Below are 24975 nucleotides of genomic sequence, written 5' to 3'. Positions count from 1 at the left end.
ATCAACAACTCACGGCGAGATACCGGAGAACTCATTAACAAACTAATTGACCAAGCGTGGGCGAAAGCGTTCCCCACGCCCGCGCATTAGACATTTAATACTTAGCGCACCGGCCATCAAAGCAATAAAAAAGCCCAGGGGCGCCAGCCAAATCGTAGTACTAACGAGCGCGACCAGCCCGGATAGCAACAGCGCAAGCAGTAGCGGCAGCCCATAAACACAAAAAGCCAGCAACGTGACAGAGGCACGCGGCAGGCTGATAATGACTTGGCTTCCTAACGGATAGTTGCGCTCGGCGTTATCTGTTTTGGAGGGAACCGCTACGGCAATGCGTTGGCTGCGCTGGCGCGCCAGCAATCCGACCCCGCACCCTCTCCCTTGAGCACACTGCTCGCAGTTCTGCTGGGCGGCAATTTCAACGATTACTCCCTGGGAGGTGTAATCGACAACCGTGCCAGTACGAAGCAGAGAAGTGCCAAGTAAAGAGCCACAGGGCGCGGAGGTCGTCATTTTATCTACTCACCTCATCGACGCTTTCTTGAGATTGGTCTTCTAGCAGGTCGAAAGTGATTGAGCGAACAATACGCTGCAGCGTTGCTACGGGCAGCTCACCAATGGCCACCAACTGCCAGCGCCCTTCAGCGGTGATGGTGTGCTCAATGGCGACGGCCGAGACACCCAACTGCTGCACACCTTCCTGCAAGGCAATGGTTGCTTCAGATGCAAGAGGCTCTACAAAGATACTCACGGTGGCCAAACCATCACTGTAAACACGCTGATGCACATCGTCGCCGGCAAAAGTAACCGGTTGCGCAACAAAGCCGTCGGGTAACCAAGTGGTATGCCAAGGCGTGTTGAGGATAACGGTGGGCGAGCCCACTCGTACGCGGCCGGTATATTTTTGGGGCGATTGGAGCTGGGTAATTTGGAAGGTTTCAATGATCCTACCTTGCTGATCACTGAGTACATGCTTAAGGAGTAGGCCGGTATCTCGATCTAACCACCACTGATGGGAAAAACGCCATTGATCCCGAGGCTCGAAAATAAGTTTAACGGCATCGCGACCGGCTACCCGAGCATCATCCTCAAGCTCAATAGCGTAATATTTCTCAAGATGAGCCGCCCACCCTGCAGGAGTAGGCATCTCCCCATTACTATGCTCTTCAGTCCAAGCCAGTCGACCCACCGGCGAGCGCCGCTCAATACTCACGGAAGGACCGTCTAGGTACTGAACCACCTGCTGCCGAATGCCATTCTGGATGCGATGCGACAGCGCCAGCGTGCGAACATCAATAGCATCAATCGCCACCGCCCTGGCTTGGAAGGCATAACAGTGGCTAGCCCACAAACCACGTTCAAGCCACTGCGTGGCATTACTGGGCTGCTCTTCGGATTCCGCCGCGCACTCGTAGCCAGCATGACGAACCGGTTGGCTAACGTCGGACGAGCTATTGGCGTTTTCTGCATGCACTTGAAAAGAGAGCGTACCAACTACTGCTGCCAGTACCCAGGCACGCTTTAATCGCCAGGGCACGATCATGTTGCGCACTCCCATCCCGCGCACTCCCTACTCACTTAACAGGCTTCGTCAAAAAGAACGTCATTCAGCTTAGCGCTGACCTAATGGTTCAGTCACTGCAGATGAACGCATTAATGGCATCCAACTATCACCACTGCCGTAAGCAGCGCTCTGAGTATGCTGCTCTAAATAAGATTGCAGCAAGCCAATCTGATCTACATCAATATTGGTTCCCTGGGAAGCAGTCACTCCCTGAGGCGTCTGCGCTGAAAACCCAGTTTCACTAATATTCATCAGACCGCCCTGACCCGACTGACCGCTAAGCCGAAACGGCGTAGGCTCAAACATGGGCATATCAGCACGTGAGGCTACTGCCGACTGAGAGGCCAAATTGACGGGCTGTACCTGATTAGCGCCAGGTGCGGTCGTTGCCATGTCACCACTGCCCTGGCCAACGGGTGAGTCGTTGCCAAAGAACTGAACGCCGGTGATCACCATCAGTGACACTGCAGCAGCAACGCCAGCGCCGCGGGCGAACGAAATACCACCCGTACGGTGAGCTACAGGCTCGGCACCTTGTGTCATTGGAGCAGGCTCTTCGCGCAGTCTGGCCATAATGCCAGCGGAGAGATCAACGCTTACATCAACGCCCTGCTCCCGCTGCATCATGCTGCGGGCAAGGTGATATCGGCGCCATGTATCTGCGGCATCGTCATCATTAGGCAGTGCCTTCAACACTCGGCGAAGCTCAAGCTCATCACTCTCGCCATCCATTAACACCGAAAGTGATTCCCGTGTGTTTTGACTCATACTTCACACCCTCACACTGTTTAAAAGAAGTACTGGGGTGATGGCTTGCGTTATACGCACCACCGCTCCGACGACTTCCAAGGCCAAGACTCAGTTCAGGCTAATTAAATGAGCAAAACTCATTAGCCTGCGACGCTAAGCTCATGACACTTTGCACATTGATATATCAGCGATTGACACACCAGCGTGCTCATCAAGATAGTCAGGCTTTATGACGCCTTACATGCCAGACAGTTCACAAAAAATAAAACCTTTATTTTTAAGGCTGACATCCTATAACGCTCATATCGCCTCCCCCACTACGACCACTACCCTTCGCGACTGTTCCGCGCGGTCGATACTAATGGGCGGATATGTTCATCAACCGCCTCGCGGGCGCGGAAAATTCGTGAACGCACGGTTCCCACAGGGCACTGCATGACCTGAGCAATATCTTCATAAGCAAGACCATCCAGTTCACGCAGGGTGATCGCCGTGCGCAGATCATCCGGCAAATTTTCGATTGCCTGATAAACCGCGGCTTCGAGCTGATCTCTGGCAATCGCCGCTTCCGGCGACTCGGAATCTGCCAGTCGACCGCTTTGATCAATGATTTCAGCGTCGACAATATCCATATCACTTCCCGGCGGGCGCCTTCCCCGCGAGACCAGATAGTTTTTCGCCGTGTTAATCGCGATGCGATACATCCAGGTGTAAAACGCACTTTCTGAGCGAAATTTACCCAAGGCGCGATACGCCTTAATAAATGCCTCCTGGGCTACATCCTGAACTTCAGAGTGATCATGAACATAACGACCAATCAGGCCGATAATTTTGTGCTGGTACTTCTTCACCAGCAGATCGAAAGCGCGCGTATCACCTTTTTGGGCACGTTCAACAAGCTGTTGGTCTGTTTCCCGAGTGCCCATTCACACGCTCCTCCAGCTCGTACGGCATGCGCCGAGCCCAATTCCTATTAGCCCTGACAAATGGGCGTTCACAGCAAGCAGCATAGCGTCCCTTGGGCATTGATTAATAATAGAGTGAATAAAAGAGCGAATACGTCGCCCGAGTAAATTGCTGCATTATTATAACGGTACTAAATTTTAACGACAGGGCTCCCAGTGTTGCGCGTTCCGCGCAACGCATCAAGCGCTTACCGCCTTTCGCAAAAACCGTGCGGCTGACACTTTTAATGCCGCTATAGTTCCGCAGCAATTGATTTTTACCTGCTCGGCGAGCGATAGTATGTGCCACTTTTATCGCCCCCTTACTTTTTCAGTCATTACGCAAAGCACAGGTAGCAAGATGCCAGAACAGCAGGTTAATAACCTTAACGTCCTCGCTCAAGACGTTCTCACCACGCCAGAAGCGCTCAAGAATGCCGTGCCGTTAACGGAGGCGGCAGAGCGCACCGTGATCGAAGGTCGCCAAACCATTCAGAATATCCTGGATGGCAATGACCCGCGACTGTTGGTAGTGGTCGGTCCATGCTCAATCCACGATGTGGAAGCCGCCCTCGACTACGCCCGCCGCCTTCGTGAGCTGGCTGACCAGGTCAGCGATAGCCTGTATATCGTGATGCGTGTCTATTTTGAAAAACCGCGCACAACGGTCGGCTGGAAAGGCCTGATCAACGACCCGCACCTCAACGACTCCTTTGAGATCGATGAGGGTCTGCATATCGCCCGTAAATTGCTGGTCGATCTGGCCGAAATGGGCTTACCGCTAGCCACAGAAGCACTGGATCCCATTTCTCCCCAATACCTGCAGGACTGCATCAGCTGGTCAGCGATTGGCGCCCGTACCACCGAGTCCCAGACCCACCGGGAAATGGCTTCCGGCCTTTCCTGCCCGGTCGGCTTTAAAAACGGTACCGACGGCAGCCTGGACGTGGCGATTAACGCGCTTCAGTCCGTGGCCAGCCCGCACAATTTCCTGGGCATTAACCAAGCGGGCCAGGTAGCCATTATTCGCACCCGCGGCAACGCCTACGGCCACGTCGTTCTACGCGGTGGCAACGGCAAGCCCAACTACGACAGTGTAAGCGTTGCCCTGGCGGAGAAAGAGCTCGAAAAAGCCAAGCTCTCACCCAACATAATGATCGACTGCTCCCACGCCAACTCCAACAAAGACGCTGCGCTACAGCCATTGGTGCTGGAGAACGTCACCAACCAGATTTTGGAAGGCAACACTTCCATTATCGGCCTGATGGTTGAATCCAACATTGGCTGGGGTAATCAAAAACTTACCCAAGACCTTAGCCAACTGCAGTATGGTGTCTCCATTACCGATGCCTGCATCGACTGGGATACCACGGTGGAGACCTTCAGCCGCATGAACGATAAACTTGCCGCCACACTGGCCAAGCGCATCGTCAAGTAAGTCAACAACCCCGCTACGGCGGGGTTGTTCATGACGTTCTAGCGACTAATCTCACGCCGAAATGGCGGCAGTGCATCCAGCAGTGCTTGTCCGTAGCGGCGGGTAATCACCCGCTTATCCAGCAAGGTGATCGTCCCACGATCGCTCTCTTTGCGAATCAAGCGCCCACAGGCTTGCACCAGCTTAATAGACGCATCGGGCACGCTAATGCGCATAAACGCATTACCGCCCTGGCTTTCTATCCACTCCGCTAACGTAGCACCCACTGGGTCGTCGGGTACCGCAAAGGGTAACCGCGTAATCACCACGTGCGTCAAATAGTCGCCGGGAAGATCGATACCCTCAGCAAAGCTCGCCAAGCCAAAGATGATACTGCCCTCGCCCCTATCCACCGCTGCCCGATGGCGCTCGATAAGCTCTCGCTTAGGCAGCGCATCCTGAGCGAGCACGCGCTCCTTCACACTCGCTGGCAACGCTTTATCCACCGCACGCAGCTGGGCGCGGGAAGAGAACAGCACCAGCGCCGCCTCTTGGTCGGCCAACTGCGAGACAAACGTCACAATCGCCCGTTCATGGGCCTCCCTATCGCCAGGGTCAGTGGCCTCTTTAGGCACTCGCAGCACGGCATTGGCGTAATCAAAGGGGCTCGGCAGCGCCTGATAGCGGTAGCGATTCGCCAAGCCTGCACGCTCTTGCAGGCGTTCAAAGCGCCCCAGCGCAGTCAACGTTGCCGAGGTGACCACCGCCCCATGGCAACGCCCCCATAAATGCTTGGCCAGGGTATGTGCGGCTGAAACGGGGCTAGCCGAAAACTCAACTTCCGGCTCCCCCGCTACACGGCTTAGGGTAATCCAGCGAGCGCTGGGCGCCTCATTAGCAACATCCTGCTCACTGAATGCCTGCCACAATGCATGCGCCTCTAACGCCCGCCCATGAAGCAACGCAACGAGCGGCAGCCAGGTTTCTGCCTGCTCACGATCAAGGCCGGTCTGTTTATCGGGATCAAGGCTTTCGCGCAGAATATCGCTGATACTCTCGAGGCAGCGCGACAGTGAAGCAAACATCACCAATAGCTGCTGCGCCTGTTCCCGCAGGGCATCGGGCACTTGGCCCTTCTCAAAACGCGATTGATGAGTGGCCTCTTCGTCAGCCAAACCGTTTGGCCGCTCCGCCAACTGATGCCCCATACTAAACACGTCGCCCAGTGCGGGCTCCAGGTTATGAATCAGCTCCGGCAAGCTAACTAAAAGCCGCGACACCGTTGGCTGAATAGCCAACGCCTGGTGAAGGTCGGTCAAACTGCTTCTCAGCGTTTTCAGCCAGCGCAAGCAGCCATGCACCGCAAAGCGGTGGGCAAAGTGGGAAAGCGCTTTCTCGGGCAGGTGGTGGCCTTCGTCGAAGACAAAGATGCAGTCCGCTGGGTCGGGCAGAATAGCGCCGCCGCCCAAGGCCAAGTCAGCCAGCACGAGGTCGTGGTTGGCGACAATAACGTCAGCGTTCTCAAGCTCTCGACGGGAACGAAAAAACGCGCAGGCACCGAAGTGCCCACAGCGCCTACCCGTGCACTGGCGATGGTCAACCGTCAGCCGCCGCCAGTGGGCATCCTCAATCGCCTCAGGCCAATTATCACGATCCCCTTCCCATTCGCCCTGACCGTAAGCTTGCGCCATATCACTGGCAATCACGGTGAAGTCGCTACTTTGTGTTTGCAGCGACTGCTCAAACAGCGATAGCGTCGGGTTGGGTTCAGTACCTTCGAGCGCCTGATCCAGACGTGCCACGCACACATAGCGGCCACGCCCTTTGGCTAATGCGTAGCGAAACGCAATGCCGCTATGACTGGCCAACGAGGGTAGATCCTGATTCAGCACCTGCTCCTGAAGAGCAACCGTGGCCGTGGAAATAATCAGCCGCTTGCCCCGCGCTTTCGCGATCGGTAAGGCGGCGATCAGATAGGCCAGTGTTTTACCGGTACCGGTACCCGCTTCAAGCACACAGACATGGGTATCGCTGGTGCGCTTACCCTCGTCGTCGCTCTCTATATTGCCCAGCGTCCGGGCGATTTCGGCGATCATCATGCGCTGACCGTAGCGTGGGGTCAGCTCAAGGGTGTCCACCACGCGACGGTAAGCGTCTTGAATCTCGCTTTTGAGGGCTGTATCGAGCATGCGGCTTAGAGCATACCTTCCGGCGGATGCACGCAGGGCAGCTTGTCGTTGATATAGCGTTCGATCTCCGGCAGCGAGAAGGCATCCTCTTCGCCGACGAAGCTAATCGACACACCCTTAGCACCAGCGCGACCGGTACGACCGATACGGTGTACGTAGTCTTCCGGATCTTCCGGCAGGGTGTAGTTGATGACGTGACTAACGTCTTCAATATGGATCCCACGGCCTGCAACGTCAGTGGCGACCAACACCTGAATCTCGCCTTCGCGGAAGCTTTCCAGGGTTTTGATACGCTGATTCTGAAGCACATCGCCCGACAGCATCGCCGCACTGACACCGGCTTTTTTGAGCAGGTCGTCAAGTTTGCGAACTAAATCGCGACGGTTACCAAAGACCATCACACGCTCGAAGCTCTCTTGCTGAAGCAAATTAACCAGCAAGCGCTGCTTGTCGTCATCAGACACCAAATACACACGCTGATCTATATCCGCCTGATTCTCAACGGTGACTTCGATCTCAACGTGGGCAGGATCAAGCGTCCATTGACTGGCGAGATTCAAGATGTCGTCGGTAAAGGTGGCCGAGAAGAGGAAGGTCTGGCGCTCCTCTTTTTTCGGCGTGTAGCGAATAATCCGCTTCACATCGGGGATAAAGCCCATCGACAACATGCGGTCGGCTTCATCTAACACCAAAACTTCGACTTCATTGAGGTCGATATCGCGCTTCTGATGGAAATCCAACAGACGCCCAGGTGTTGCCACCAGGATATCGATCTTGCTGCCCAGGCTGTCACGCTGTTTTTGGTAGTCCATACCGCCGACCACACTCGCCACATTGAGCTGCGTGAAACGCGCTAACGCTTTAGCATCCTTTTCGATCTGCAGCGCCAGCTCGCGGGTGGGCGCAATAATCAAGGCACGCGGTGCACCTGGCTTTTGACCGTTGGGTGTTGGCTCTTCCAGGAAGTAGGCCATCACAGAGATCAAAAAGGCTGCGGTTTTACCGGTTCCCGTTTGCGCTTTGCCGACAATGTCGCCACCTAATAGCGTCTGGCGCAGGGCCTCCGCTTGAATAGGTGTGCAGTACTCAAACCCTTGAGCATGAATAGCGCGCATTAAGGGCAGCGGCAGATCAAAGTCATGAAAGCGCCACTTACCGGCCACGGCGGGCACCTGAAACTGACGAAGATCCCAGTTCGACTGGCGACGACGCGGTTTACGGCGGCGACGTTTTGGCTTGCGATTCTGGGCCGGGGCTGTGGTCTGTTCCGACTCGCTCATAGGCTGTCTATCTGTCCATTGCTGTGGAAGTTGGCATCACGAAGTGCGCATTGTACCAGGGCTTGGCGATAAGAGCGCGTCCTGCTGTCGAAGGAGTCCCCAGGCCTGTTAGAATAGCCGTCAAATCGACGTAAGGAGCGCGACATGACGCGTAAGAAAAAAACTCGTTCACTGGCCGATAAGGTGACAATTCGTACCGGCCGGCGGAAAGATTATAAAAAATGGCGCCACGACAATCCCGACCAAGTGGCCCCTTCGCGCCGTTTTGTAGCGAAAAAGCAGCAGCAGCGCAAACTGCAGGCGGTGAGAAAACTCGCTCGCCAGCAGAGCGGGCAGGATATTGCTATACACCCTGACAAATCGAGCAGCGACGCTAACAAACCTAAGGGGGACGACTCGTAATGCGCTTGGTCTCGTTCAACATTAATGGCATTCGAGCACGGCTTCACCAGTTACAGGCGTTGATCGACACTCAGCAGCCGGACGTAATTGGGCTGCAGGAAACCAAGGTGCAGGACAGCGAGTTCCCGCTTGCCGACGTGGAAGCCATGGGCTACCACGTTTTTTATCACGGCCAAAAAGGCCATTACGGCGTCGCTTTAATGTGCCGCCAGGCACCCGAAGAGATTTTTTACGGTTTCCCCGATGATGAGGAAGACGCTCAGCGCCGCATGATCGGCGTTCGTCTGATCGCAGAGGATGGAGAAGCCGTGACGGTATGGAACGGCTATTTTCCTCAGGGCGAAAACGTTACTCACCCGACCAAATTCCCCCATAAAGAGCGCTTTTATGGCCAGCTAGCGCGATTGCTCAACGAACAGCACCGTCCCGACGAGCGGCTGGCGATCATGGGCGACTTTAATATCTCGCCGGAAGATCAGGACATTGGCATTGGCGACGCTAACCGCAAGCGCTGGCTGCGCGAAGGCAAAACCAGCTTTCAACCCATTGAGCGCGAATGGCTCGAAGGCATTAAAGCCTGGGGACTTACCGACAGCTATCGCCTCTGCTATCCACAAAGCGATGATCGTTTTAGCTGGTTTGATTACCGCTCAAAAGGGTTTAACCAGGAGCCCAAGCGCGGCCTGCGTATCGACTATATTCTAGTCACCAAGGCGCTAGCCGATCAGGTTACTGCCGCTGGCATCGACTATGACCTGCGTGGTATGGAACGCCCCTCTGATCACGCGCCTACCTGGAGTGACTTCGCTCTCACGCTTAAGGCGTAGTTTTCTACGCAGTCTTTTCTAGTCAAAGCTGGCCAGCCATTGCTCCGCCTCATCGTCACCTAGCGACGAGGCGCGGGCAAAAGCTTGTTTCGCTTGCCCATCCTCACCCCAGGCGTAAGCGAGTTGACCATAGGCTCGCCAGTCGGCGGCAGCTTGCGTATGCAGCGCTAAGGTGTGCCAGGCATTCAGGGCCTTCTCAACGTCTTTAGCCTGCCGCCAAGCGTTGGCAAGCAAACGCAGATGGGACTCATCGCGAACTATATCGCCCTCATTCAACGCCCGCTCTAGGTGCTCTGCCGCTCTAGCGGGGGTTCCGCCGGCGAGATGAAGTTGAATCAACAGCCAGAAATCTTCCTGCTCGGTCAACTTACCTAATTGCCATGCCGTCTCCCACAGGGCAGCGGCTACCCCTGACTGACCAGCCTGTTGAGCAAGCCCGGCGGCTTGGCGCCAATCGGCGGCGTCGCTTTGCGCATTCAAGCCATCCAGCAGCCAGCCCAATGCCTGATCGCCTTGCCCTGCATTGCGATACACAGCAAGCGCCAGAGTCTGCTGTGCTCCGCTTAACTCTGGCGTCTCATTAAGCGCCTGCTCTAGCCAGTCGGCGGCGTCTTGCCAACGCTCCTGTTGCGCCAGCAGGCGGATTAACTGCCAGGTAGTATCAATATCCTGCTGATTGGCTAGCCACTCACTGAGTAACTCAATGGCCTGATCACGCTGACCGGCAGCACGGCGCAGTGAGGCCTCCTCACGTAGCCAACGGGCTGCTTGGACACTATCCACACCGTTTAAGCCACGGGCAATCGCCAGCCGATCCGCTGCCGCAGCGTGCTGATCCTGACGCGCCAAGGCACCTGCCGCCAACTGCTGATAGAGCGCACTGGCCCACTGATCCGATTGGTTGCCGGATGCCAACCGCTCAGCCTGGGCCGTTGCCCGCTCAACGACCTGAGGCAACGCGCCCTCTTTTAACTGGCTTTGCAGCGCATTGAGGTCAGCAATCACATCACCTTGTAGCGCAGGGCTGGCCTGTGATGAGAGAGGCCAAACGCTGAGTAATAGAATGCATAAAAGACGCTTCATACGGCTACCTCAACTCAAACTCGATCCGCTGGGTGGCATTGCGTAACCGATCACTGGGTTCAAATTGCCACTTGGCAATCGCCTCCCGCGCGGCATCATCAAACACCCGACGCGGCTGCGCGCTGGTAACCCGTATAGAAGAGCTGTCGACACTGCCATCACGCCGAATCGTAAAAGCCACCTCTACAAAGCCTTCCATACCTCGGCGCTGGGCACGGGGTGGGTAATTTGGACCAACTTGGTTCGTCGGTGTCACTTGGCCCACATTCACCGGCTCATTAGAGGGCGCTGGTTGAGCTTCCGGGGCAGCTTCGCGCACGGCGGGTGCAGAATCCACTGACGCAGGGGCTGCTCTAGGAGCTGCCTCGACAGGTTGCTGTTGCGGGGTCGGCTCTGGTCTCGGCTCAGGAGTAGGTTCGGGCCGGGGTTCCGGTTTAACTTCCGTTAGCTCCGGGAGTTCGCTGTCCATTTCAACCGGCTCGACGGGCTCATCTGGCAGCTCCACTTCAGGCAGACTAATAGTGCTTTCCGTTACCGGGGGCGGCTCGGGTGCAGGCATGGGCGGCGGCGTTTGCTGGGGTGCCGCTTCAACAGGCTGAGGCGTGGGCGCCTCCTGCTCAGGGGCCACCTCCGGCGCTTCAATCATGGTCATCGCCATGCTCATGGTCAGCTCTTCGGGCTCCCGCTCAGGGGGAGCCACTAGCTGGGCAAGTAGCCAGAACAAGCCCACCGCCAGCACGACGCCTCCCAATAACGACAGCAAGTGGCGCATCATGGCCCACTCCGACTCGCCGCCACCGCCACTTGGTCAACGCCCGCCTCACGTAGGCGATCCATCACCTCGATCAGCAAGCCCGTGGTGGATTCGCGATCCGCCTGAATAACCACCGAGCCATCATCACTTAGCATATCGGCTACCTGCTGGCCGACCCGGTGGGCATCCACGGGACTGCCATCTACCCACACTGCACCCTCGGGTGAAATCGCCACGAGCACTTGGGCATCCGGGCGCGGGGTGGCGGCGCTGGATTCCGGCCGCTCAATCTCGACACCGCTCTCTTTGACAAAGCTGGTAGTCACAATAAAGAAAATCAGCATGATAAATACCACGTCAAGCATCGGGGTAAGATTCACCTCGTTGCTCTCAGCAGTCGCATCTATGGAACGACGTCTACGCATCACTCTCCTCCAGTGCCCGCGCCAGGCGATCATGCAGCCGCTGGTCTTCGCGACGGATGACGTGCTCTAAACGACTAATAAATAGCAGCCCTACTACGGCAATGGCCATGCCGGTCAAGGTCGGCAGCGTCGCCCGGGCGACCCCGTCTGCCATAGCGCGGGCTTGATGGGTCTCGCTCAACGAAAGGCTATCGAAGACGCTAATCATGCCCGTCACGGTGCCTAGCAACCCCAGTAACGGACATAGCGCGACTAACAGCTTTAACCACGGCAAGGGTTTGCGCAGTCTGGCGACCAGCGCCTCGGCCCACACATGACGCAGTGTCCGGGCACTCCAACTGGAGTGGTCGCTACGTGCTGCCCAGCGGCGTAACAGTTGACGCCGTGCTATACGCCAAGTAATCCGGTAGTACCACCAGCGCTCCATAGCCATGGCAAACACCAGTACGGCCACGACGGCCAAAACTACCAGTACCGCGCCACCCGCCTCTACTAAGCGCTCAACGGGTTCGAGCCAGAGAGGAAGAGTGGACATGTTAATTCACCACGGGCGTGTGAGATTCCAGATGATCTGCCAGTGTCGCGCTCGCCTGCCCTTCAATCACGTGGGTCAAGTAACGGCTGCGGCCTGCCAGAGCGGTCTGTACAAACAACAGCGGCACGGCGGTAATCAGACCTAGTACGGTGGTCACTAGTGCCTGACTGATGCCGCCCGCCATAAGTTGCGGGTCGCCGGTGCCAAACACGGTAATCGCTTGGAAAGTTACGATCATGCCGGTTACCGTGCCCAGCAGGCCGAGCAACGGTGCTATCGCGGCAAGCAGCTTCACCATCGGCTGGCTGCGTTCCAACCTGGGCAACTCGGCCAACACCGCTTCATCCAACCGCGCTTCCAGCGCCTCCGGAGTTTGATGTTTATCCATGCCTTCAAAGCGCAGTAGCACCCGCCCCAACGGGTTATTGTCCCGCAACTGATCGAGGGATTGCCGCTGACGCTTTACGCGCAGGCTAACCAGCACTAGATAGAGATACTGCCCCAGACCGATGATCATACCCAGAATACCCAGCGCCACGACAACGTAGCCGACATAGCCGCCCTGCTGGAAACGCTCCCATAGACTGGGTTGCTGGGCCAAGGCCTCCAGCACGCTGCCCTGGGTAGGATCAATGGCAAAGACGCTGCTCTCGCCTTGGTAGTAATCCGCCAGTACCCCGCCAATGGCATCGGGGGTACGCGGCAGAACCACTAGGTTGCCGTCATTTTCACCGCGCTCTAAAAGCTCGTTCTCGGTAAAGGCCGCAAAATCGCCCAACCGCACCAACTCGCGGGCGGCCACCTCGCCGTTAGCATCGGCTACTGGCATTGAAAGCCGTTCGGCACGGCCGGTGCGCGCGGTTAGCGTTGCCAAGCGATCCACCACGTTTTCCAACTGATGGCGCTCAAGCACTTCCACTTCATCCAACCGCGGCGGCAGCGAGCCCTCCTCAAGGGTTAGCAGACTCTGTTCGCCAAGCGTGTTGCGAATCTCTGAGCTATGTCGGGCAAGATTGGCCAGCAGACCCGAGAGCGCTTCGCCCTGCTCTGCCTGGCGCTCGCTCAGCTCGCTGGCTTGATCTGTTTGCTCTGCCTGCTGCGCCTGTAGTGCTTCATGCTGCTGCTGGACATCTTCGTGCTCCGCGCGCGCCTGCTCCAGCGCGGACTCTAGCGCCTGCTGGTCATCCAGAAAGCTCATTAGCCGCTGCTGGTCTCGCGCTTCAGCAGCCTCACGGGCTTCACGCAGAGAAGTAGCGCTTTCGGTTTGCGCCATTGATATACCACTTACCGCTACCAGTCCCAATACAACACAGACATAGCCAAGTTGACGGAGTGTTAGTCGACTCATGGTTGCTCTCCCTGCAGGTCATTGGCACTGATCGAGAGCGGCAAGGTTAATAGATCAGGGGCGCGCTGATCTTCCGCCATACGCAGCCCACTGCGCACTTCACGCAGGTACTCGTCATCCAGCGGCTGCCATGCGCCGTTCTCAGCACTCCAAACACCCCCCTCACGGCCATCGGGGGTTAGGTAATAAAAGCCGATACGCCCGATGCGCAAGAAATCCACTTCGCGTTCGCGACCATCCTGACTTAAACGCCCCCGCCAGCTGTCCATCTCCTGACCATAATCGAGCTCAACGCGCCAGGCCTCTAACAGTCCATTAATACGCTCGATAGTGTTTTGACCTTGCTCGTCTGGCTGACGCTCAACCCGCGCCAACCGCTCTTCACGTAGAAACGGCAGGTCACGCTCAATCCAGCCGCTCAGTTGCTCGGCCATATTCTGTTCGATCACGGGCAGCGCTGCGCGGGTCTCTTCCAGCGTATCCAGCGCCTTCGCCAAACGCTGCTGACGCTCGGCCTCTTCCGCCAAGCGCCCGGACAGAGAGGCGTTATCAGCCTTCAACTGGCGGGTTTCGCGCTCCAAACGGCGCAACTCCTCCAACTGCTCCCGGGTCTGTTCATCGGCAGCATCAATCTGCTCCTGAAGCGCTGCCTGGGTTTGCTGGGCTTCGACACTTTCGGCCGCTTGAGCCACTGCTTGTTCACTTGCCATCAGCGTGCCACTGGCCAGCACTCCCGCTAGCCACCATCCACGCAAGGCAAAGAAAGGCCTGTTCAGCACGTCGACTCTCCGTCACTGAGTAGCGGGCGGCGAGCACCGCCCAACTAGAAACTAATTAGGTATTAGAACGATTTGCGTTTATCTTTTACGGGTCATAGCCTACCACTAATAGAATAAATGACAATATTTATCATTAACAATCAGTCGATTTCGTTGCCGCTGGAAGCACTCTCCTCCATCATGACCGGCGTCCTACTGACCACCTTGCGAGGGTCTCTGAATGGGGATAGCACCATTAGATAGTTACTCGGAAATGCCCTATGACTGCCGAAACACTAGGGTCTGTTGACGCTTCACTCACGGCCGCGCTGGTGCCCGTTTTTATTCACGGCAAGGCAGAACGTTAACAGACCCTAAATCAGCTACGCTCCCAGATTTCGCCACTTTCAGGATCGGAGCGAGCAGCACTGGCTCATGAGCTTATTATGAGCCTGAACGACCCACGCGATAATTCCGTTGAACAAGCCTGGAACGAAGAAATCAGTCAGCGCGCCTTCAAAGCCAGAAGCGGCAATGCCACCTTGCTGAGCCGTGAAGAGTCCCGAAAGCAGATTCGCGAGAGGCTAGGTTAGTAACAGTGCGGGCAGTGAGAATACTGGAAGAAGCATCACAGGAAGCGATAGAAGCCGCAGCGTGGTCATCACGTTATTACCACCTAGATGAATAGTCGTATCACGACGTCGTACATTAATATCGGCGCGCTCTCGCTCGCAGTAGGTCACTTAGCGGTCGATGATCCGCCTCTGCCGTTCCTCATCCATTACGTTTCGTAAAGTATCCCTGGCCAAATCTTCATTATTCATAATCATTGGATCTCACTAGCCTTTCCTTGGTAACAAACCCACTAAGGAGAGATTCCAATGACATCAAATACAACCACAATCCCTCGTTTTCGCCCAGGCGTGACCGCCCTAGGGCTGCCTTTGCTTTTCATCGTTATGTGGAGCTCTGGCTACGTGGCTGGCAAAGCAGCCCTGCCCTTTGTCGGCCCGTACACCATGATCTTTCTGCGCTTCGCTAGTGCCGCCCTGGTTCTACTTATGGTCGCCGTTGCAACACGCGCACCGTGGCCAAAAACGTGGAAGGAGGTTGGCCACATTGCGGTTGTCGGGCTGCTGATTCAAGCAATGCAATTTTCGGGGCTCTATACCGGCATCAATCTCGGTGTGAGCGCGGGAGTTTCGGCACTCATTGTCGGCACAATGCCCATCTTCGTTGCACTTGGCGCCAGTGTTTTTCTTTCTGAACGCATCAAGCAACATCAATGGGTGGGCCTTCTGATTGGTCTAGCAGGTGTTGTGTTGGTCGTTTCGGAAAAGTTCTCTTTTGGGGAGGCAACGGTCGGGGGCTATATCGCAATTCTCTTCGCCCTACTTGGTATCACGCTGGGCACGCTTTACCAGAAGAAATTTTGTACAAGCATGGATCTACGTACGGGTGGATTCATTCAACTGAGTGTCGCAGCAACCTTTGCATTTGTTGCAGCCCATATACTTGAAGACCTGTACTTCCAAGTCACGCCTACTTTCTTATTCGCGACAAGCTGGATGAGCCTTGTGAACTCGATTGGAGCCATCAGCGTGCTATACGTCATGATTCGTCGCGGCGAGGCAAGCAAAGTGGCCAGCCTCTTCTACCTAATACCCGGCATGACCGCCCTTATGGCCTTTGTGATTCTTGGCGAAACACTTCACCCGTTAGCCATGATTGGCTTTGCAGTCACCGCTTGCGGGGTTTATCTGAATAACCGCTAGCCGTTTCGCCTTGCCCCAATCACATAGCGCATGGCACTTGGAGAGGCGCAGCTCCTGCTTTCTGTTGTTCAGGAGAGTCCCAGCAGCGACGAATAAGCTGAATCAGCCACTCTACTTGGTGGGACTCGACGTTGGCAGCGATTTTAATGCTGATTCGAATATCCGGCAGCAAAGGGAGTTGTTGCTCATTTATCGGGGAGGCGAGCCCATACAGTGACGGGATAAAAGGGAGAGCGCTCACACCCAGGCCCGCTTTGACCGCTGCTAGTAAATCGCCTAAATCACGCGCCTCATAAGCTATGCGCCATTGCAGCTGACTGTGCTTGAGCCTGTTGATTTGCAGGTCTCGTAGTATGCACGGGGGAGAAAAAGCAACAAGTGGAATCTCATTACAGGATGCTAGTAAAGAGTGTTGGGCTCCTACCCAGGAAAGGCGCCGGTCTGCCACATGTATGCTTTCTAGCACACTCGGACGCGATGTTTCGGGAATGTCGACAGCGATGACCATATCAAGCTGTCCATCATTGAGCTTATGTTGCAGTACCGTTGAGCGCCCTAGCTGAGGAATAATGCGAATTCCCTTTTGCTCAAGAGGCAAGGAGGCCAGCATGATCGGCAGGTAGTCTTGAGCAAAGTATTCCGACACTCCCAAGCGAATCTCTTTTGCAACTCCACGATACTGCCCGAGCTTATCGAAAGCTTCGTCGTTGAGGGCAAGAATTTGCCGCGCGTACCATAGAAAGAGTTCACCTGACTCTGTAAGGCGCCTTCGCCGCCCATGGGTCGCGAACAAAGTATTACCAAGCTGTTCCTCAAGACGACGCACATGGTGAGAAACAGCCGATTGAGTTAGATGCAAGACCTGCGCCGCTTCGGAAAACCCACCGCAATCGCTTATGGATACCAGCGTACGCAATAGTGTTGTATCTAAGTTGGCCTTACGTGCAGTCTTTATTATGTCTGCCATGCCCCCACTCTCCACAAATGCATGTTCTTTTATACGCTTGCGGGAGAATTAAACGCAACCAGACAATTGGTTTTCCAGAAGAGATCGCCAAGCGATGCTAATGGAATCGAAGCATTACTCAATACGTTTAAAGTTATCGGACATCAATGACGCTTAGCGCATACCTAGCCTGGATTAAACGCTGTTGCCTTACTGAGAAATCAACACTAATTTACCACTACGTACTCTTTCGTCAGCGGCGCTAGAGGAAGCAGCCAAGCCTCTTCACGGGTCACCCATCTTGCCTCGGCAATTTCAGCTGCCGCCTCGACAGGCTCATCAATAACAAGGCTAAACAGGTGCGCTTCGAGCATCATGCCCGGCTCATTGGCAGCGGGAGCGGAGTGTATGCCTAACGGCGAAAGCTGATCGCTATTCACGTTCAAGCCTAACTCCTCTTTCAGCTCACGGCACAGTGCCTCTAGCTCGGTTTCACCCGCATCGATCTTGCCGCCGGGCTGCATAAAGAAGGACGTATTGTGCTTACGCACGAGTAGCAAACGACCATCTGGATCGCTCACCATTGCTGCGGCAATTTTCAATACGTTAGCGGGGTTGTCTGGCATACCTCCTCCTTTATGCGCCTTTATCTATACCACCAGCTTATCTACTACCCACTCATACGGCCATTAAAACGCCCAGTCGTCGTCTTCGGTGGCGACGGCTTTGCCGATCACATAGGAGGAGCCGGAGCCGGAGAAGAAATCGTGGTTCTCGTCGGCGTTGGGTGACAGCGCCGCCATGATGGTTGGATCTACATCGGTGACGCTGCTGGGGAATAGGGGCTCAAAGCCAAGATTCATCAGCGCTTTATTGGCGTTGTAGTGAAGGAATTTTTTCACATCTTCGCTTAGACCTACCTCGTCATACAGTGACTCGGTGTAGCGCACTTCGTTGTCGTAGAGCTCCAGCAGCAGCTCGTAGGCGTAATCTTTGACTTCCTGCTGACGCGCTGGCGTCGCTTCCGCCATTGCCTGCTGGAATTTATAGCCGATGTAGTAGCCGTGTACCGCTTCGTCGCGAATGATTAGACGAATAAGGTCGGCGGTGTTGGTCAACTTGGCATGGCTTGACCAGTACATCGGCAGGTAGAAGCCGGAGTAGAACAGAAATGACTCCAGGAACACGCTGGCGACTTTGCGCATCAGCGGATCATCCGAGCGGTAGCGCTCTAAAATCAGCTCAGATTTCGCCTGCAGCGTGGGATTCTCTTCACTCCAGCGAAAGGCATCGTCCACATCACGAGTGGTGCAGAGCGTCGAGAAAATCGAGCTGTAGGAGCGCGCATGCACTGATTCCATGAAGGCGATATTGGTATAAACCGCCTCTTCATGGGGAGTGCGAGCATCTTCCATTAATACCGGCGCACCCACGCTGCTTTGGATGGTGTCCAGCAGTGTCAGGCCCGTGAAAACGCGGATCGTCAGCTGCTTTTCTTTCTCGGTCAGCGTATTCCACGACTGAATATCGTTCGACAGTGGCACCTTCTCGGGCAGCCAAAAATTACTGGTCAAGCGGTTCCACACTTCCAGGTCTTTATCGTCTTGAAGCCGGTTCCAGTTAATCGCATCAACCCGCGATAAACGTTGCATGGTATTCATATCACTCTCTCGAAGCCCGGCTGTGACAGCCGGGCTAGCAAAGCTTATTTATAAAAATTGGTTATAAAAAGCTTGTTTTAAAAACGAATGCTCAATAACAGATACAAGGCGTATCGACAGAAATCAGTACCATTACAGCGTGCAGGAAACGCAGCCTTCTACCTCGGTACCTTCTAACGCACTCTGGCGCAGGCGAATGTAGTAAAGCGTTTTGATGCCTTTGCGCCAGGCGTAAATCTGCGCCTTATTGATATCGCGCGTGCTTGCGGTGTCCGGGAAGAACAGCGTTAGCGATAAGCCCTGATCGACGTGCTGCGAGGCTTCCGCGTAGGTATCGATGATCTTTTCCGGGCCGATTTCGTAGGCGTCCTGGAAGTAGTCAAAATTAGCTTCATCCAGGAAAGGCGCCGGGTAATAAACGCGTCCCAACTTGCCCTCTTTACGAATCTCGATTCTCGCCGCCACCGGGTGAATACTGGAGGTGGAGTTATTGATATAGGAGATCGACCCCGTGGGCGGTACTGCCTGCAGGTTACGGTTATACAAACCGTGGGCCATGACCGAGGCTTTCAGCTCCTGCCAATCGTCTTGGGTCGGCAGCGCGATACCGCTGCGCTCAAATAGCCCACGTACTTTATCGGTGCGCGGCAGCCACGCCTGGTCGGTGTACTTATCGAAGAAAGTACCCGAGGCGTAGGTAGAGTCTGCAAAGCCCGCAAACGACTCTTTGTGCTCAATCGCCAAACGGTTCGACGCCCGGATCGCATGGAAGGCAACGCAGTAGAAGTAGAGGTTGGTAAAATCCAAACCTTCGTCAGAGCCGTAGTAAATGTGCTCCCGCGCCAGATAGCCGTGCAGGTTCATCTGGCCCAAGCCAATCGCCCGCGACTTGGCATTACCTTCGGCAATAGAGGGCACGCTGCGCAGGTTACTCATCTCTGATACGGCGGTGAGGCCACGAATGGCGATTTCCACACTGGTACCGATATCGCCTGCGTCCATCACCTTGGCAATGTTCATGGAGCCCAGGTTACAGGAGATGTCCTGACCGATTTGGCGATAACCCAGGTCATCGTCATACTCGGTAGGCGTATTGACCTGAAGAATTTCCGAGCAAAGGTTGCTCATGTTGATACGGCCAGCAATCGGGTTGGCGCGATTAACCGTGTCTTCGAACATGATGTACGGGTAGCCCGACTCGAACTGCAGCTCGGCTAGAGTTTGGAAGAAGGCCCGTGCATTGATCTTATGCTTACGAATGCGCGCATCCGCAACCATCTCTTGGTACTTCTCGGTAACGCTGATGTCGCCAAAGGGCACGCCGTAAACACGCTCTACATCGTAGGGCGAGAACAGGTACATGTCGTCGTTGCGCTTGGCAAGTTCAAAGGTAATATCCGGAATCGTCACGCCCAGGGAGAGCGTTTTGATACGAATTTTCTCGTCGGCATTTTCCCGCTTGGTATCCAAAAAGCGCAGGATATCCGGGTGGTGAGCGTTAAGATACACCGCCCCTGCCCCCTGACGAGCCCCCAGCTGGTTAGCATAGGAGAAGGCGTCTTCCAGCAGTTTCATAATCGGGATGATGCCCGATGACTGGTTTTCAATACGCTTGATGGGCGCACCCGACTCACGAATATTACTGAGCAGAAACGCCACGCCGCCGCCGCGTTTGGAGAGCTGAAGGGCCGAGTTAATCGAACGGCCAATCGACTCCATATTGTCTTCGATACGCAGTAGGAAGCATGACACCAGCTCGCCGCGCTGCTGCTTGCCACAGTTCAAAAAGGTGGGGGTCGCCGGCTGAAAGCGGCCGCTAATGATTTCATCCACCAGCGACTTCGCCAGCGTTTCGTCGCCCCGCGCCAGGGTTAGCGCGACCATGCAGACGCGGTCTTCGTAACGCTCTAGATAGCGCTTGCCGTCGAACGTCTTCAGCGTGTAGCTGGTGTAGTACTTAAAGGCGCCCAAAAAGCTAGGGAAGCGAAACTTATATGCATAGGCCTGCTCGAACAGCGCCTTGATAAAGGCGAAGCTGTACTGGGCCAGCATCTCGGCTTCGTAATACTGCTCTTCGACCAGGTAATCGAGTTTCTCCTCTAACGAGTGGAAAAACACCGTGTTCTGGTTAACGTGCTGCAAAAAGTACTGGCGTGCCGCTTCGCGATCTTTATCCAGCTGCAGCTCGCCATTGGCACCGTACAGGTTGAGCATGGCGTTAAGAGCGTGATAGTCCAGCGTGCGAGCTTCTGTCTTCGCCGCTGGCCGCTTGGCCTCACCGTTTTTAGTGGATACGTCGTTCGAGACTGAGTCTTTCGGCGCTGAGTCTTTCAGGGCTAGGTTTGTCGTTTCCAAAACTCTTCTACTCCTTGACGGACATTGGCCACGTCATCGTCGGTGCCAAATAATTCGAATCGATACAGCAGCGGCACTTGGCATTTTTTCGCAATAATGCGGCCAGCAAGGCCATACGCTTCGCCAAAATTTGTATTTCCCGCTGCAATCACCCCCCGCAGGAGGCTTCGATTATGTGTGTCGTTAAGAAAATGGATCACCTGCTTGGGCACCACACCCTGCTCGCTTCCCCCACCATAAGTGGGGGTAATTAAAATATACGGCTGGGTGACTCGTGGAACAGGCTCATCTCGATTCAACGGCAGTCGCTTTGCGGCAAAACCAAGTTTTTCTACAAATCGATGGGTATTGCCTGATTTTGTAGAGAAGTAAACCAAACTGCCGGCGATAGGTGAAGGTGAGCAACTTGCCAGCATTGGGATGACTTAAGCCAGCGCTTGAATGCGGTCTGGGCGGAAACCCGACCAGTGATCCTCGCCGACGACTACGACAGGAAGCTGGCGATAGCCGAGAGCTTCGACTTCTTCTTGGGCACCGGATTCGGCGGTAATATCGATAACAGTGTAATCAAGCCCCTGCTTGTCGAGCGCGCGGTAAGTCGCGGTGCATTGAACACAAGCGGGCTTGCTATAAATTTGGATTTCCATGGCTATTTTCCTTTTCATAGCGGCATTTTTCGGGTAGGGCACATCTAGTGCCTGCCCTCTCTAAAAGATACGACGCATACTATATATAGACCAATGAAAAATCAATTCAAGCATATGTGGTATTTTTCATCCACAGGATATTGACAGCTAATGCCCAACCCTGCCCCTAAAACACTGTCCCAGGCAATAAAAAACCGCCCACTAAAAAGTGGACGGTTTTTAACAGCGCCGTGAACCGGCGCAGTTAGCGGCTCATAGCAATATTAGCTAATCGCAGCTTGATAACGACGCTCAACGTCTTCCCAGTTAACTACGTTAAAGAACGCAGCAATGTAGTCAGGACGCTTGTTTTGATACTTCAGGTAGTAGGCATGCTCCCAAACATCCAGACCGAGCAGCGGCGTGTTGCCGTGCATCAACGGGCTGTCTTGGTTCAGGGTATTCTCTACCACCAATTTCTTTTCAGGAGTAATGGAGAGCCAGGCCCAACCACTACCGAAACGGCCAAGGGCGGCTTTTTTGAATTCTTCTTTAAAGGCTTCCAGGCCACCCAGCTCAGCGTCAATCGCTTTTGCGACATCACCCTGGGGATTACCACCACCGTTAGGCGACATCATTTGCCAAAACATGGAGTGGTTGGCATGACCGCCACCGTTATTGATAACGGCTTGACGCTTGGCTTCTGGAACGCGATCCAGATTAGCGACCAGCTCTTCGACAGGTACATCTTCAAGACCTGTGCCTTCCAGCGTGGCGTTCAGGTTGTTGATGTAGGTTTGATGGTGACGAGAATGGTGAATTTCCATCGTCATCGCATCGATGTTTGGTTCGAGAGCGTCATATGCGTACGGCAATTCGGGTAGTGTATGTGCCATATCATCATCTCCTTGAGTGGCTTTCGTTGCTTTCAATTACCTATGTGCGGTCAGCCCGCAGCTTTTTCAACCACCGGGGTGGTTTTTCTTACCTTTTGCCCCAGTACTTTAGTCAACTATTGCCAGTTTACCTAATACACCGGCCAAAAAAAAAGCCGACTTCTGGCGAAGTCGGCCCACCGCTATTGAATCACGGTACTGCTTACAGCTTGCTCTCAAGTTCCGGCAGGATCTCAAACAGATCCCCCACCAGGCCGTAATCCGCCACCTGGAAAATCGGTGCTTCGTCGTCTTTATTGATCGCGACGATCACCTTGGAGTCTTTCATGCCCGCCAGGTGCTGAATGGCACCGGAAATACCCACGGCGATATACAGATCTGGGGCAACGATCTTGCCGGTCTGGCCAACCTGCATATCGTTGGGCACAAAGCCTGCGTCGACGGCGGCGCGAGAAGCACCAATGGCAGCGCCCAGCTTGTCGGCAATGCCGTCGAGCAGCTTGAAGTTTTCGCCGTTGCCCATACCGCGGCCACCGGAGATCACTACCTTGGCACCGCCCAGTTCCGGGCGATCTGACTGCGCCAGTTCCTCTTTCACAAAGCTGGACTGGTTGTTGTCCACCACTACGTCGACGGCTTCCACCGTCGCGCTGCCGCTGGTGCCGACCGCATCAAAGCCGGTGGAACGCACGGTGATGACTTTGAGGGCATCGTCGCTTTTCACCGTCGCAATGGCGTTACCGGCGTAGATAGGACGCTTGAAGGTATCGGCACTGTCCACGGCGATAACGTCCGACAGCTGGCTGACGTCTTTAAGCGCCGCTAAACGCGGCAGTACGTTTTTGCCGGTGGTGGAGGCGCTGGCCAGCACGTGGGTGTAGCCATCGGCCAATTCGACCAGCAGCGCGCCCATGGGCTCGGCCAGTTGGTGGGCGTAAACGGCGTTATCCGCGACGCGGACTTTGCTTACGCCGTCGAGCTTGGCGGCGGCCTCGGCGGCGGCTTGAACGCCTTCACCGGCCACCAGAACGTCAATATCACCACCGATAGCTTGGGCGGCCGCCACGACGTGGGCGGTGGCGCCGGCCAGTTGGCCTTCGTGTAGATCCGCAAGTACCAGAATGCTCATGGCATCAACTCCTTTCAAAGCTCTTTTCTTAAAGTACGGTTTTCAAAGCACTTATCTTAAAGAGCTTATCTCAAAGAACTTTGGCTTCGTTTTTCAGTTTGTCGATCAGCTCGTCTACCGAGGCGACTTTGACGCCGCCTTTGCGCTCGGCGGGCGACTCTACTTTGAGCAGACTGACCTTGGAGGCGACCTCGATGCCGTAGTCGGCGGGGGTTTTCACATCCAGCGGTTTTTTCTTGGCCTTCATGATGTCGGGCAGCTTGGCGTAGCGCGGCTCGTTGAGGCGCAGGTCGGTGGTGACAATCGCTGGCAGCGTCAGCGCAATAGTCTGCAGGCCGCCGTCGATTTCACGGGTCACATGCACCTTGTCACCGTCCACTGCAACTTCCGAGGCAAAGGTGCCTTGCGGCAGGCCGGTCAGCGCGGCGAGCATTTGGCCGGTCTGGTTGTTGTCGGTGTCGATGGCCTGCTTGCCCAGCACCACCAACCCCGGCTGCTCCTCTTCGACCACTTTGGCCAACAGCTTGGCCACGGCCAGAGATTCGGCGCGCTCGTCGGTTTCGATATGGATGGCGCGGTCTGCCCCCAGCGCCAATGCCGTACGCAGTTGCTCTTGGGCGGCTTTGGGCCCTACCGTGACGGCGACGACTTCTGTCGCCACGCCCTTCTCTTTCAGGCGTACCGCCTCTTCCACGGCAATTTCGCAGAAGGGGTTCATGGCCATTTTGACGTTGGTAAGATCGACGTCCGAATGATCCGCCTTAACGCGGATTTTGACGTTATAGTCGATGACGCGTTTCACCGCGACGAGTACTTTCATAGGTTCCTCGCTTGGCTTGTCGTAAAGCCGTTACCCTGAGACGGCACCCGCCCAGCGGATACCCCTTTTTAAGATGTGTGGTGTATTGAAGACTTACCGGCAATCGCTCAACAGCGATTCGCCTGCCCCAATACAGGCGCTGCCAACAAAAAATGGCGGCGCTTTTAAATTCAATGCATAAAATTCAATCGAGCGTTTGATAGGTGCGCAATTGAAAAACCCTCCCAATTTGCCATAGCCTGCCACAAAGCGACAATACCTAATGCTTAATCATCCACTACGGCCTTAGTCGTAGCACTGAACGAGGGTTAACAAAGCATACCGTCAATAAATGCTCCTTTCACCATCGTAGGCGTGACCTGACACAGGTATTATGCCTATCATGGGGCATAACCAGAAGCAAACGACCGTTTTAAATTAAGGCCGACTTTTTATAAGCTAGTTCCCTGGAGTTAACCTTAGATTAGCTTTGTAAACGCTGGCACTTAAAGAGA

26 protein-coding genes are annotated in these 24975 nt (G+C 55.1%); 5 read left to right on the top strand and 21 right to left on the bottom strand.

All coding sequences use genetic code 11. The annotated features are described in order from the left end of the window. Positions 1–42 precede the first annotated feature (42 nt). The 4 genes from ACW17M_RS03890 to rpoE all read right to left on the bottom strand — a co-directional run bounded on the left by ACW17M_RS03890 (position 43) and on the right by rpoE (position 3237). Positions 43–510 (bottom strand): SoxR reducing system RseC family protein, encoded by a 468-nt coding sequence (locus tag ACW17M_RS03890; RefSeq protein WP_022523842.1) that lies wholly within the window; start codon positions 508–510, stop codon positions 43–45. A 1-nt stretch (position 511) separates the two neighbouring features. Continuing rightward, complete coding sequence (locus ACW17M_RS03885) at positions 512–1555, bottom strand: MucB/RseB C-terminal domain-containing protein (protein ID WP_022523843.1); 1044 nt, start codon at positions 1553–1555, stop codon at positions 512–514. Between the two features lie 54 nt (positions 1556–1609). Continuing rightward, a complete protein-coding gene (locus ACW17M_RS03880) occupies positions 1610–2329 on the bottom strand; it encodes a sigma-E factor negative regulatory protein (RefSeq protein ID WP_022523844.1) in 720 nt (239 codons plus the stop codon). A gap of 308 nt (positions 2330–2637) precedes the next feature. Further along, positions 2638–3237 carry an RNA polymerase sigma factor RpoE gene (rpoE, locus tag ACW17M_RS03875; protein WP_009286436.1) on the bottom strand — a complete coding sequence of 200 codons (600 nt, stop codon included), beginning with the start codon at positions 3235–3237 and terminating at the stop codon, positions 2638–2640. 379 nt (positions 3238–3616) lie between these two features. On the opposite strand from rpoE, the gene ACW17M_RS03870 reads away from it, so the two are divergent. Beyond that, the gene (locus ACW17M_RS03870; RefSeq protein ID WP_022523845.1) at positions 3617–4693 is read left to right on the top strand and encodes a 3-deoxy-7-phosphoheptulonate synthase; all 1077 of its coding nucleotides are present in this window, start codon (positions 3617–3619) and stop codon (positions 4691–4693) included. Between the two features lie 38 nt (positions 4694–4731). On the opposite strand, the gene dinG is transcribed toward ACW17M_RS03870, so the two are convergent. Both dinG and rhlB read right to left on the bottom strand, forming a co-directional pair. Further along, on the bottom strand, positions 4732–6861 hold the full coding sequence (dinG, locus tag ACW17M_RS03865) for an ATP-dependent DNA helicase DinG (protein ID WP_022523846.1): 2130 nt from the start codon (positions 6859–6861) through the stop codon (positions 4732–4734). Between the two features lie 5 nt (positions 6862–6866). Continuing rightward, positions 6867–8141: an ATP-dependent RNA helicase RhlB gene (rhlB, locus tag ACW17M_RS03860; RefSeq protein WP_457546926.1), complete on the bottom strand. Its 1275-nt coding sequence runs from the start codon at positions 8139–8141 to the stop codon at positions 6867–6869. Positions 8142–8285: 144 nt separating this feature from the next. Between rhlB and ACW17M_RS03855 the strand changes: the two genes are divergently transcribed. Then, entirely contained in the window at positions 8286–8543 is a 258-nt protein-coding gene (locus ACW17M_RS03855) for a hypothetical protein (protein ID WP_342585158.1), read from the top strand. Further along, complete coding sequence (xthA, locus tag ACW17M_RS03850) at positions 8543–9370, top strand: exodeoxyribonuclease III (RefSeq protein ID WP_041158331.1); 828 nt, start codon at positions 8543–8545, stop codon at positions 9368–9370. Before ACW17M_RS03855 ends, xthA begins: the two co-directional genes overlap by 1 nt. Positions 9371–9388: 18 nt before the next feature. On the opposite strand, the gene ACW17M_RS03845 is transcribed toward xthA, so the two are convergent. From ACW17M_RS03845 to ACW17M_RS03820, 6 genes are read right to left on the bottom strand one after another with little or no spacing between them, the layout of a single operon-like run. Continuing rightward, a complete protein-coding gene (locus tag ACW17M_RS03845; protein ID WP_342585156.1) occupies positions 9389–10453 on the bottom strand; it encodes a tetratricopeptide repeat protein in 1065 nt (354 codons plus the stop codon). 4 nt (positions 10454–10457) lie between these two features. After that, the gene (locus tag ACW17M_RS03840) at positions 10458–11228 is read right to left on the bottom strand and encodes an energy transducer TonB (RefSeq protein ID WP_138801514.1); all 771 of its coding nucleotides are present in this window, start codon (positions 11226–11228) and stop codon (positions 10458–10460) included. Next, the gene (locus ACW17M_RS03835) at positions 11225–11632 is read right to left on the bottom strand and encodes an ExbD/TolR family protein (protein WP_342585155.1); all 408 of its coding nucleotides are present in this window, start codon (positions 11630–11632) and stop codon (positions 11225–11227) included. The genes ACW17M_RS03840 and ACW17M_RS03835 overlap by 4 nt, the downstream gene beginning before the upstream one ends. Further along, complete coding sequence (locus ACW17M_RS03830) at positions 11625–12167, bottom strand: MotA/TolQ/ExbB proton channel family protein (protein ID WP_342585154.1); 543 nt, start codon at positions 12165–12167, stop codon at positions 11625–11627. Before ACW17M_RS03830 ends, ACW17M_RS03835 begins: the two co-directional genes overlap by 8 nt. A 1-nt stretch (position 12168) precedes the next feature. Beyond that, positions 12169–13515 carry a MotA/TolQ/ExbB proton channel family protein gene (locus ACW17M_RS03825; RefSeq protein WP_022523854.1) on the bottom strand — a complete coding sequence of 449 codons (1347 nt, stop codon included), beginning with the start codon at positions 13513–13515 and terminating at the stop codon, positions 12169–12171. After that, on the bottom strand, positions 13512–14294 hold the full coding sequence (locus tag ACW17M_RS03820; protein ID WP_457546925.1) for a DUF3450 domain-containing protein: 783 nt from the start codon (positions 14292–14294) through the stop codon (positions 13512–13514). The genes ACW17M_RS03825 and ACW17M_RS03820 overlap by 4 nt, the downstream gene beginning before the upstream one ends. Before the next feature lie 374 nt (positions 14295–14668). Here ACW17M_RS03820 and ACW17M_RS03815 point away from each other — a divergent pair, with 374 nt between their 5' ends. Beyond that, positions 14669–14866 carry an addiction module protein gene (locus ACW17M_RS03815; protein ID WP_457546983.1) on the top strand — a complete coding sequence of 66 codons (198 nt, stop codon included), beginning with the start codon at positions 14669–14671 and terminating at the stop codon, positions 14864–14866. A 288-nt stretch (positions 14867–15154) separates the two neighbouring features. Further along, positions 15155–16048 carry a DMT family transporter gene (locus ACW17M_RS03810; protein ID WP_009286431.1) on the top strand — a complete coding sequence of 298 codons (894 nt, stop codon included), beginning with the start codon at positions 15155–15157 and terminating at the stop codon, positions 16046–16048. Positions 16049–16067: 19 nt separating this feature from the next. Here the strand turns inward: ACW17M_RS03810 and ACW17M_RS03805 are convergent, their stop codons facing one another. The 9 genes from ACW17M_RS03805 to ACW17M_RS03765 all read right to left on the bottom strand — a co-directional run bounded on the left by ACW17M_RS03805 (position 16068) and on the right by ACW17M_RS03765 (position 24481). Then, positions 16068–17015, bottom strand: coding sequence for a LysR substrate-binding domain-containing protein (locus ACW17M_RS03805; RefSeq protein WP_039858192.1), 948 nt, complete (start codon positions 17013–17015; stop codon positions 16068–16070). A 206-nt stretch (positions 17016–17221) separates the two neighbouring features. Further along, a complete protein-coding gene (locus ACW17M_RS03800) occupies positions 17222–17620 on the bottom strand; it encodes an NUDIX hydrolase (RefSeq protein ID WP_039858189.1) in 399 nt (132 codons plus the stop codon). A 63-nt stretch (positions 17621–17683) separates the two neighbouring features. Then, positions 17684–18655, bottom strand: a complete 972-nt coding sequence (gene nrdF, locus ACW17M_RS03795; protein ID WP_009286429.1) for a class 1b ribonucleoside-diphosphate reductase subunit beta — start codon at positions 18653–18655, stop codon at positions 17684–17686. A 132-nt stretch (positions 18656–18787) separates the two neighbouring features. Then, positions 18788–21010 (bottom strand): class 1b ribonucleoside-diphosphate reductase subunit alpha, encoded by a 2223-nt coding sequence (gene nrdE, locus ACW17M_RS03790; RefSeq protein WP_022523858.1) that lies wholly within the window; start codon positions 21008–21010, stop codon positions 18788–18790. Next, positions 20992–21426, bottom strand: a complete 435-nt coding sequence (gene nrdI / locus ACW17M_RS03785) for a class Ib ribonucleoside-diphosphate reductase assembly flavoprotein NrdI (protein WP_457546924.1) — start codon at positions 21424–21426, stop codon at positions 20992–20994. The genes nrdE and nrdI overlap by 19 nt, the downstream gene beginning before the upstream one ends. A gap of 9 nt (positions 21427–21435) precedes the next feature. Further along, positions 21436–21657 (bottom strand): glutaredoxin-like protein NrdH, encoded by a 222-nt coding sequence (gene nrdH, locus ACW17M_RS03780; RefSeq protein WP_008956787.1) that lies wholly within the window; start codon positions 21655–21657, stop codon positions 21436–21438. A 263-nt stretch (positions 21658–21920) separates the two neighbouring features. Then, positions 21921–22532 carry a superoxide dismutase gene (locus ACW17M_RS03775; protein WP_022523859.1) on the bottom strand — a complete coding sequence of 204 codons (612 nt, stop codon included), beginning with the start codon at positions 22530–22532 and terminating at the stop codon, positions 21921–21923. A 202-nt stretch (positions 22533–22734) separates the two neighbouring features. Then, complete coding sequence (locus ACW17M_RS03770; protein ID WP_155705798.1) at positions 22735–23661, bottom strand: electron transfer flavoprotein subunit alpha/FixB family protein; 927 nt, start codon at positions 23659–23661, stop codon at positions 22735–22737. Positions 23662–23731: 70 nt separating this feature from the next. Beyond that, complete coding sequence (locus ACW17M_RS03765; protein WP_089690685.1) at positions 23732–24481, bottom strand: electron transfer flavoprotein subunit beta/FixA family protein; 750 nt, start codon at positions 24479–24481, stop codon at positions 23732–23734. Positions 24482–24975 lie beyond the last annotated feature (494 nt).

The organism is Vreelandella sp. 2A-K22, assembly GCF_054065485.1.
This window is presented reverse-complemented; position numbering and strand designations above follow the sequence as displayed.

Coding starts and splice junctions, on each gene's coding strand:
- ACW17M_RS03890 (WP_022523842.1), bottom strand. CDS start 510: ATGACGACCTCCGCGCCCTGTGGCTCTTTACTTGGCACTTCTCTGCTT.
- ACW17M_RS03885 (WP_022523843.1), bottom strand. CDS start 1,555: ATGGGAGTGCGCAACATGATCGTGCCCTGGCGATTAAAGCGTGCCTGG.
- ACW17M_RS03880 (WP_022523844.1), bottom strand. CDS start 2,329: ATGAGTCAAAACACACGGGAATCACTTTCGGTGTTAATGGATGGCGAG.
- rpoE (WP_009286436.1), bottom strand. CDS start 3,237: ATGGGCACTCGGGAAACAGACCAACAGCTTGTTGAACGTGCCCAAAAA.
- ACW17M_RS03870 (WP_022523845.1), top strand. CDS start 3,617: ATGCCAGAACAGCAGGTTAATAACCTTAACGTCCTCGCTCAAGACGTT.
- dinG (WP_022523846.1), bottom strand. CDS start 6,861: ATGCTCGATACAGCCCTCAAAAGCGAGATTCAAGACGCTTACCGTCGC.
- rhlB (WP_457546926.1), bottom strand. CDS start 8,141: ATGAGCGAGTCGGAACAGACCACAGCCCCGGCCCAGAATCGCAAGCCA.
- ACW17M_RS03855 (WP_342585158.1), top strand. CDS start 8,286: ATGACGCGTAAGAAAAAAACTCGTTCACTGGCCGATAAGGTGACAATT.
- xthA (WP_041158331.1), top strand. CDS start 8,543: ATGCGCTTGGTCTCGTTCAACATTAATGGCATTCGAGCACGGCTTCAC.
- ACW17M_RS03845 (WP_342585156.1), bottom strand. CDS start 10,453: ATGAAGCGTCTTTTATGCATTCTATTACTCAGCGTTTGGCCTCTCTCA.
- ACW17M_RS03840 (WP_138801514.1), bottom strand. CDS start 11,228: ATGATGCGCCACTTGCTGTCGTTATTGGGAGGCGTCGTGCTGGCGGTG.
- ACW17M_RS03835 (WP_342585155.1), bottom strand. CDS start 11,632: ATGCGTAGACGTCGTTCCATAGATGCGACTGCTGAGAGCAACGAGGTG.
- ACW17M_RS03830 (WP_342585154.1), bottom strand. CDS start 12,167: ATGTCCACTCTTCCTCTCTGGCTCGAACCCGTTGAGCGCTTAGTAGAG.
- ACW17M_RS03825 (WP_022523854.1), bottom strand. CDS start 13,515: ATGAGTCGACTAACACTCCGTCAACTTGGCTATGTCTGTGTTGTATTG.
- ACW17M_RS03810 (WP_009286431.1), top strand. CDS start 15,155: ATGACATCAAATACAACCACAATCCCTCGTTTTCGCCCAGGCGTGACC.
- ACW17M_RS03805 (WP_039858192.1), bottom strand. CDS start 17,015: ATGGCAGACATAATAAAGACTGCACGTAAGGCCAACTTAGATACAACA.
- ACW17M_RS03800 (WP_039858189.1), bottom strand. CDS start 17,620: ATGCCAGACAACCCCGCTAACGTATTGAAAATTGCCGCAGCAATGGTG.
- nrdF (WP_009286429.1), bottom strand. CDS start 18,655: ATGAATACCATGCAACGTTTATCGCGGGTTGATGCGATTAACTGGAAC.
- nrdI (WP_457546924.1), bottom strand. CDS start 21,426: ATGCTGGCAAGTTGCTCACCTTCACCTATCGCCGGCAGTTTGGTTTAC.
- nrdH (WP_008956787.1), bottom strand. CDS start 21,657: ATGGAAATCCAAATTTATAGCAAGCCCGCTTGTGTTCAATGCACCGCG.
- ACW17M_RS03775 (WP_022523859.1), bottom strand. CDS start 22,532: ATGGCACATACACTACCCGAATTGCCGTACGCATATGACGCTCTCGAA.
- ACW17M_RS03770 (WP_155705798.1), bottom strand. CDS start 23,661: ATGAGCATTCTGGTACTTGCGGATCTACACGAAGGCCAACTGGCCGGC.
- ACW17M_RS03765 (WP_089690685.1), bottom strand. CDS start 24,481: ATGAAAGTACTCGTCGCGGTGAAACGCGTCATCGACTATAACGTCAAA.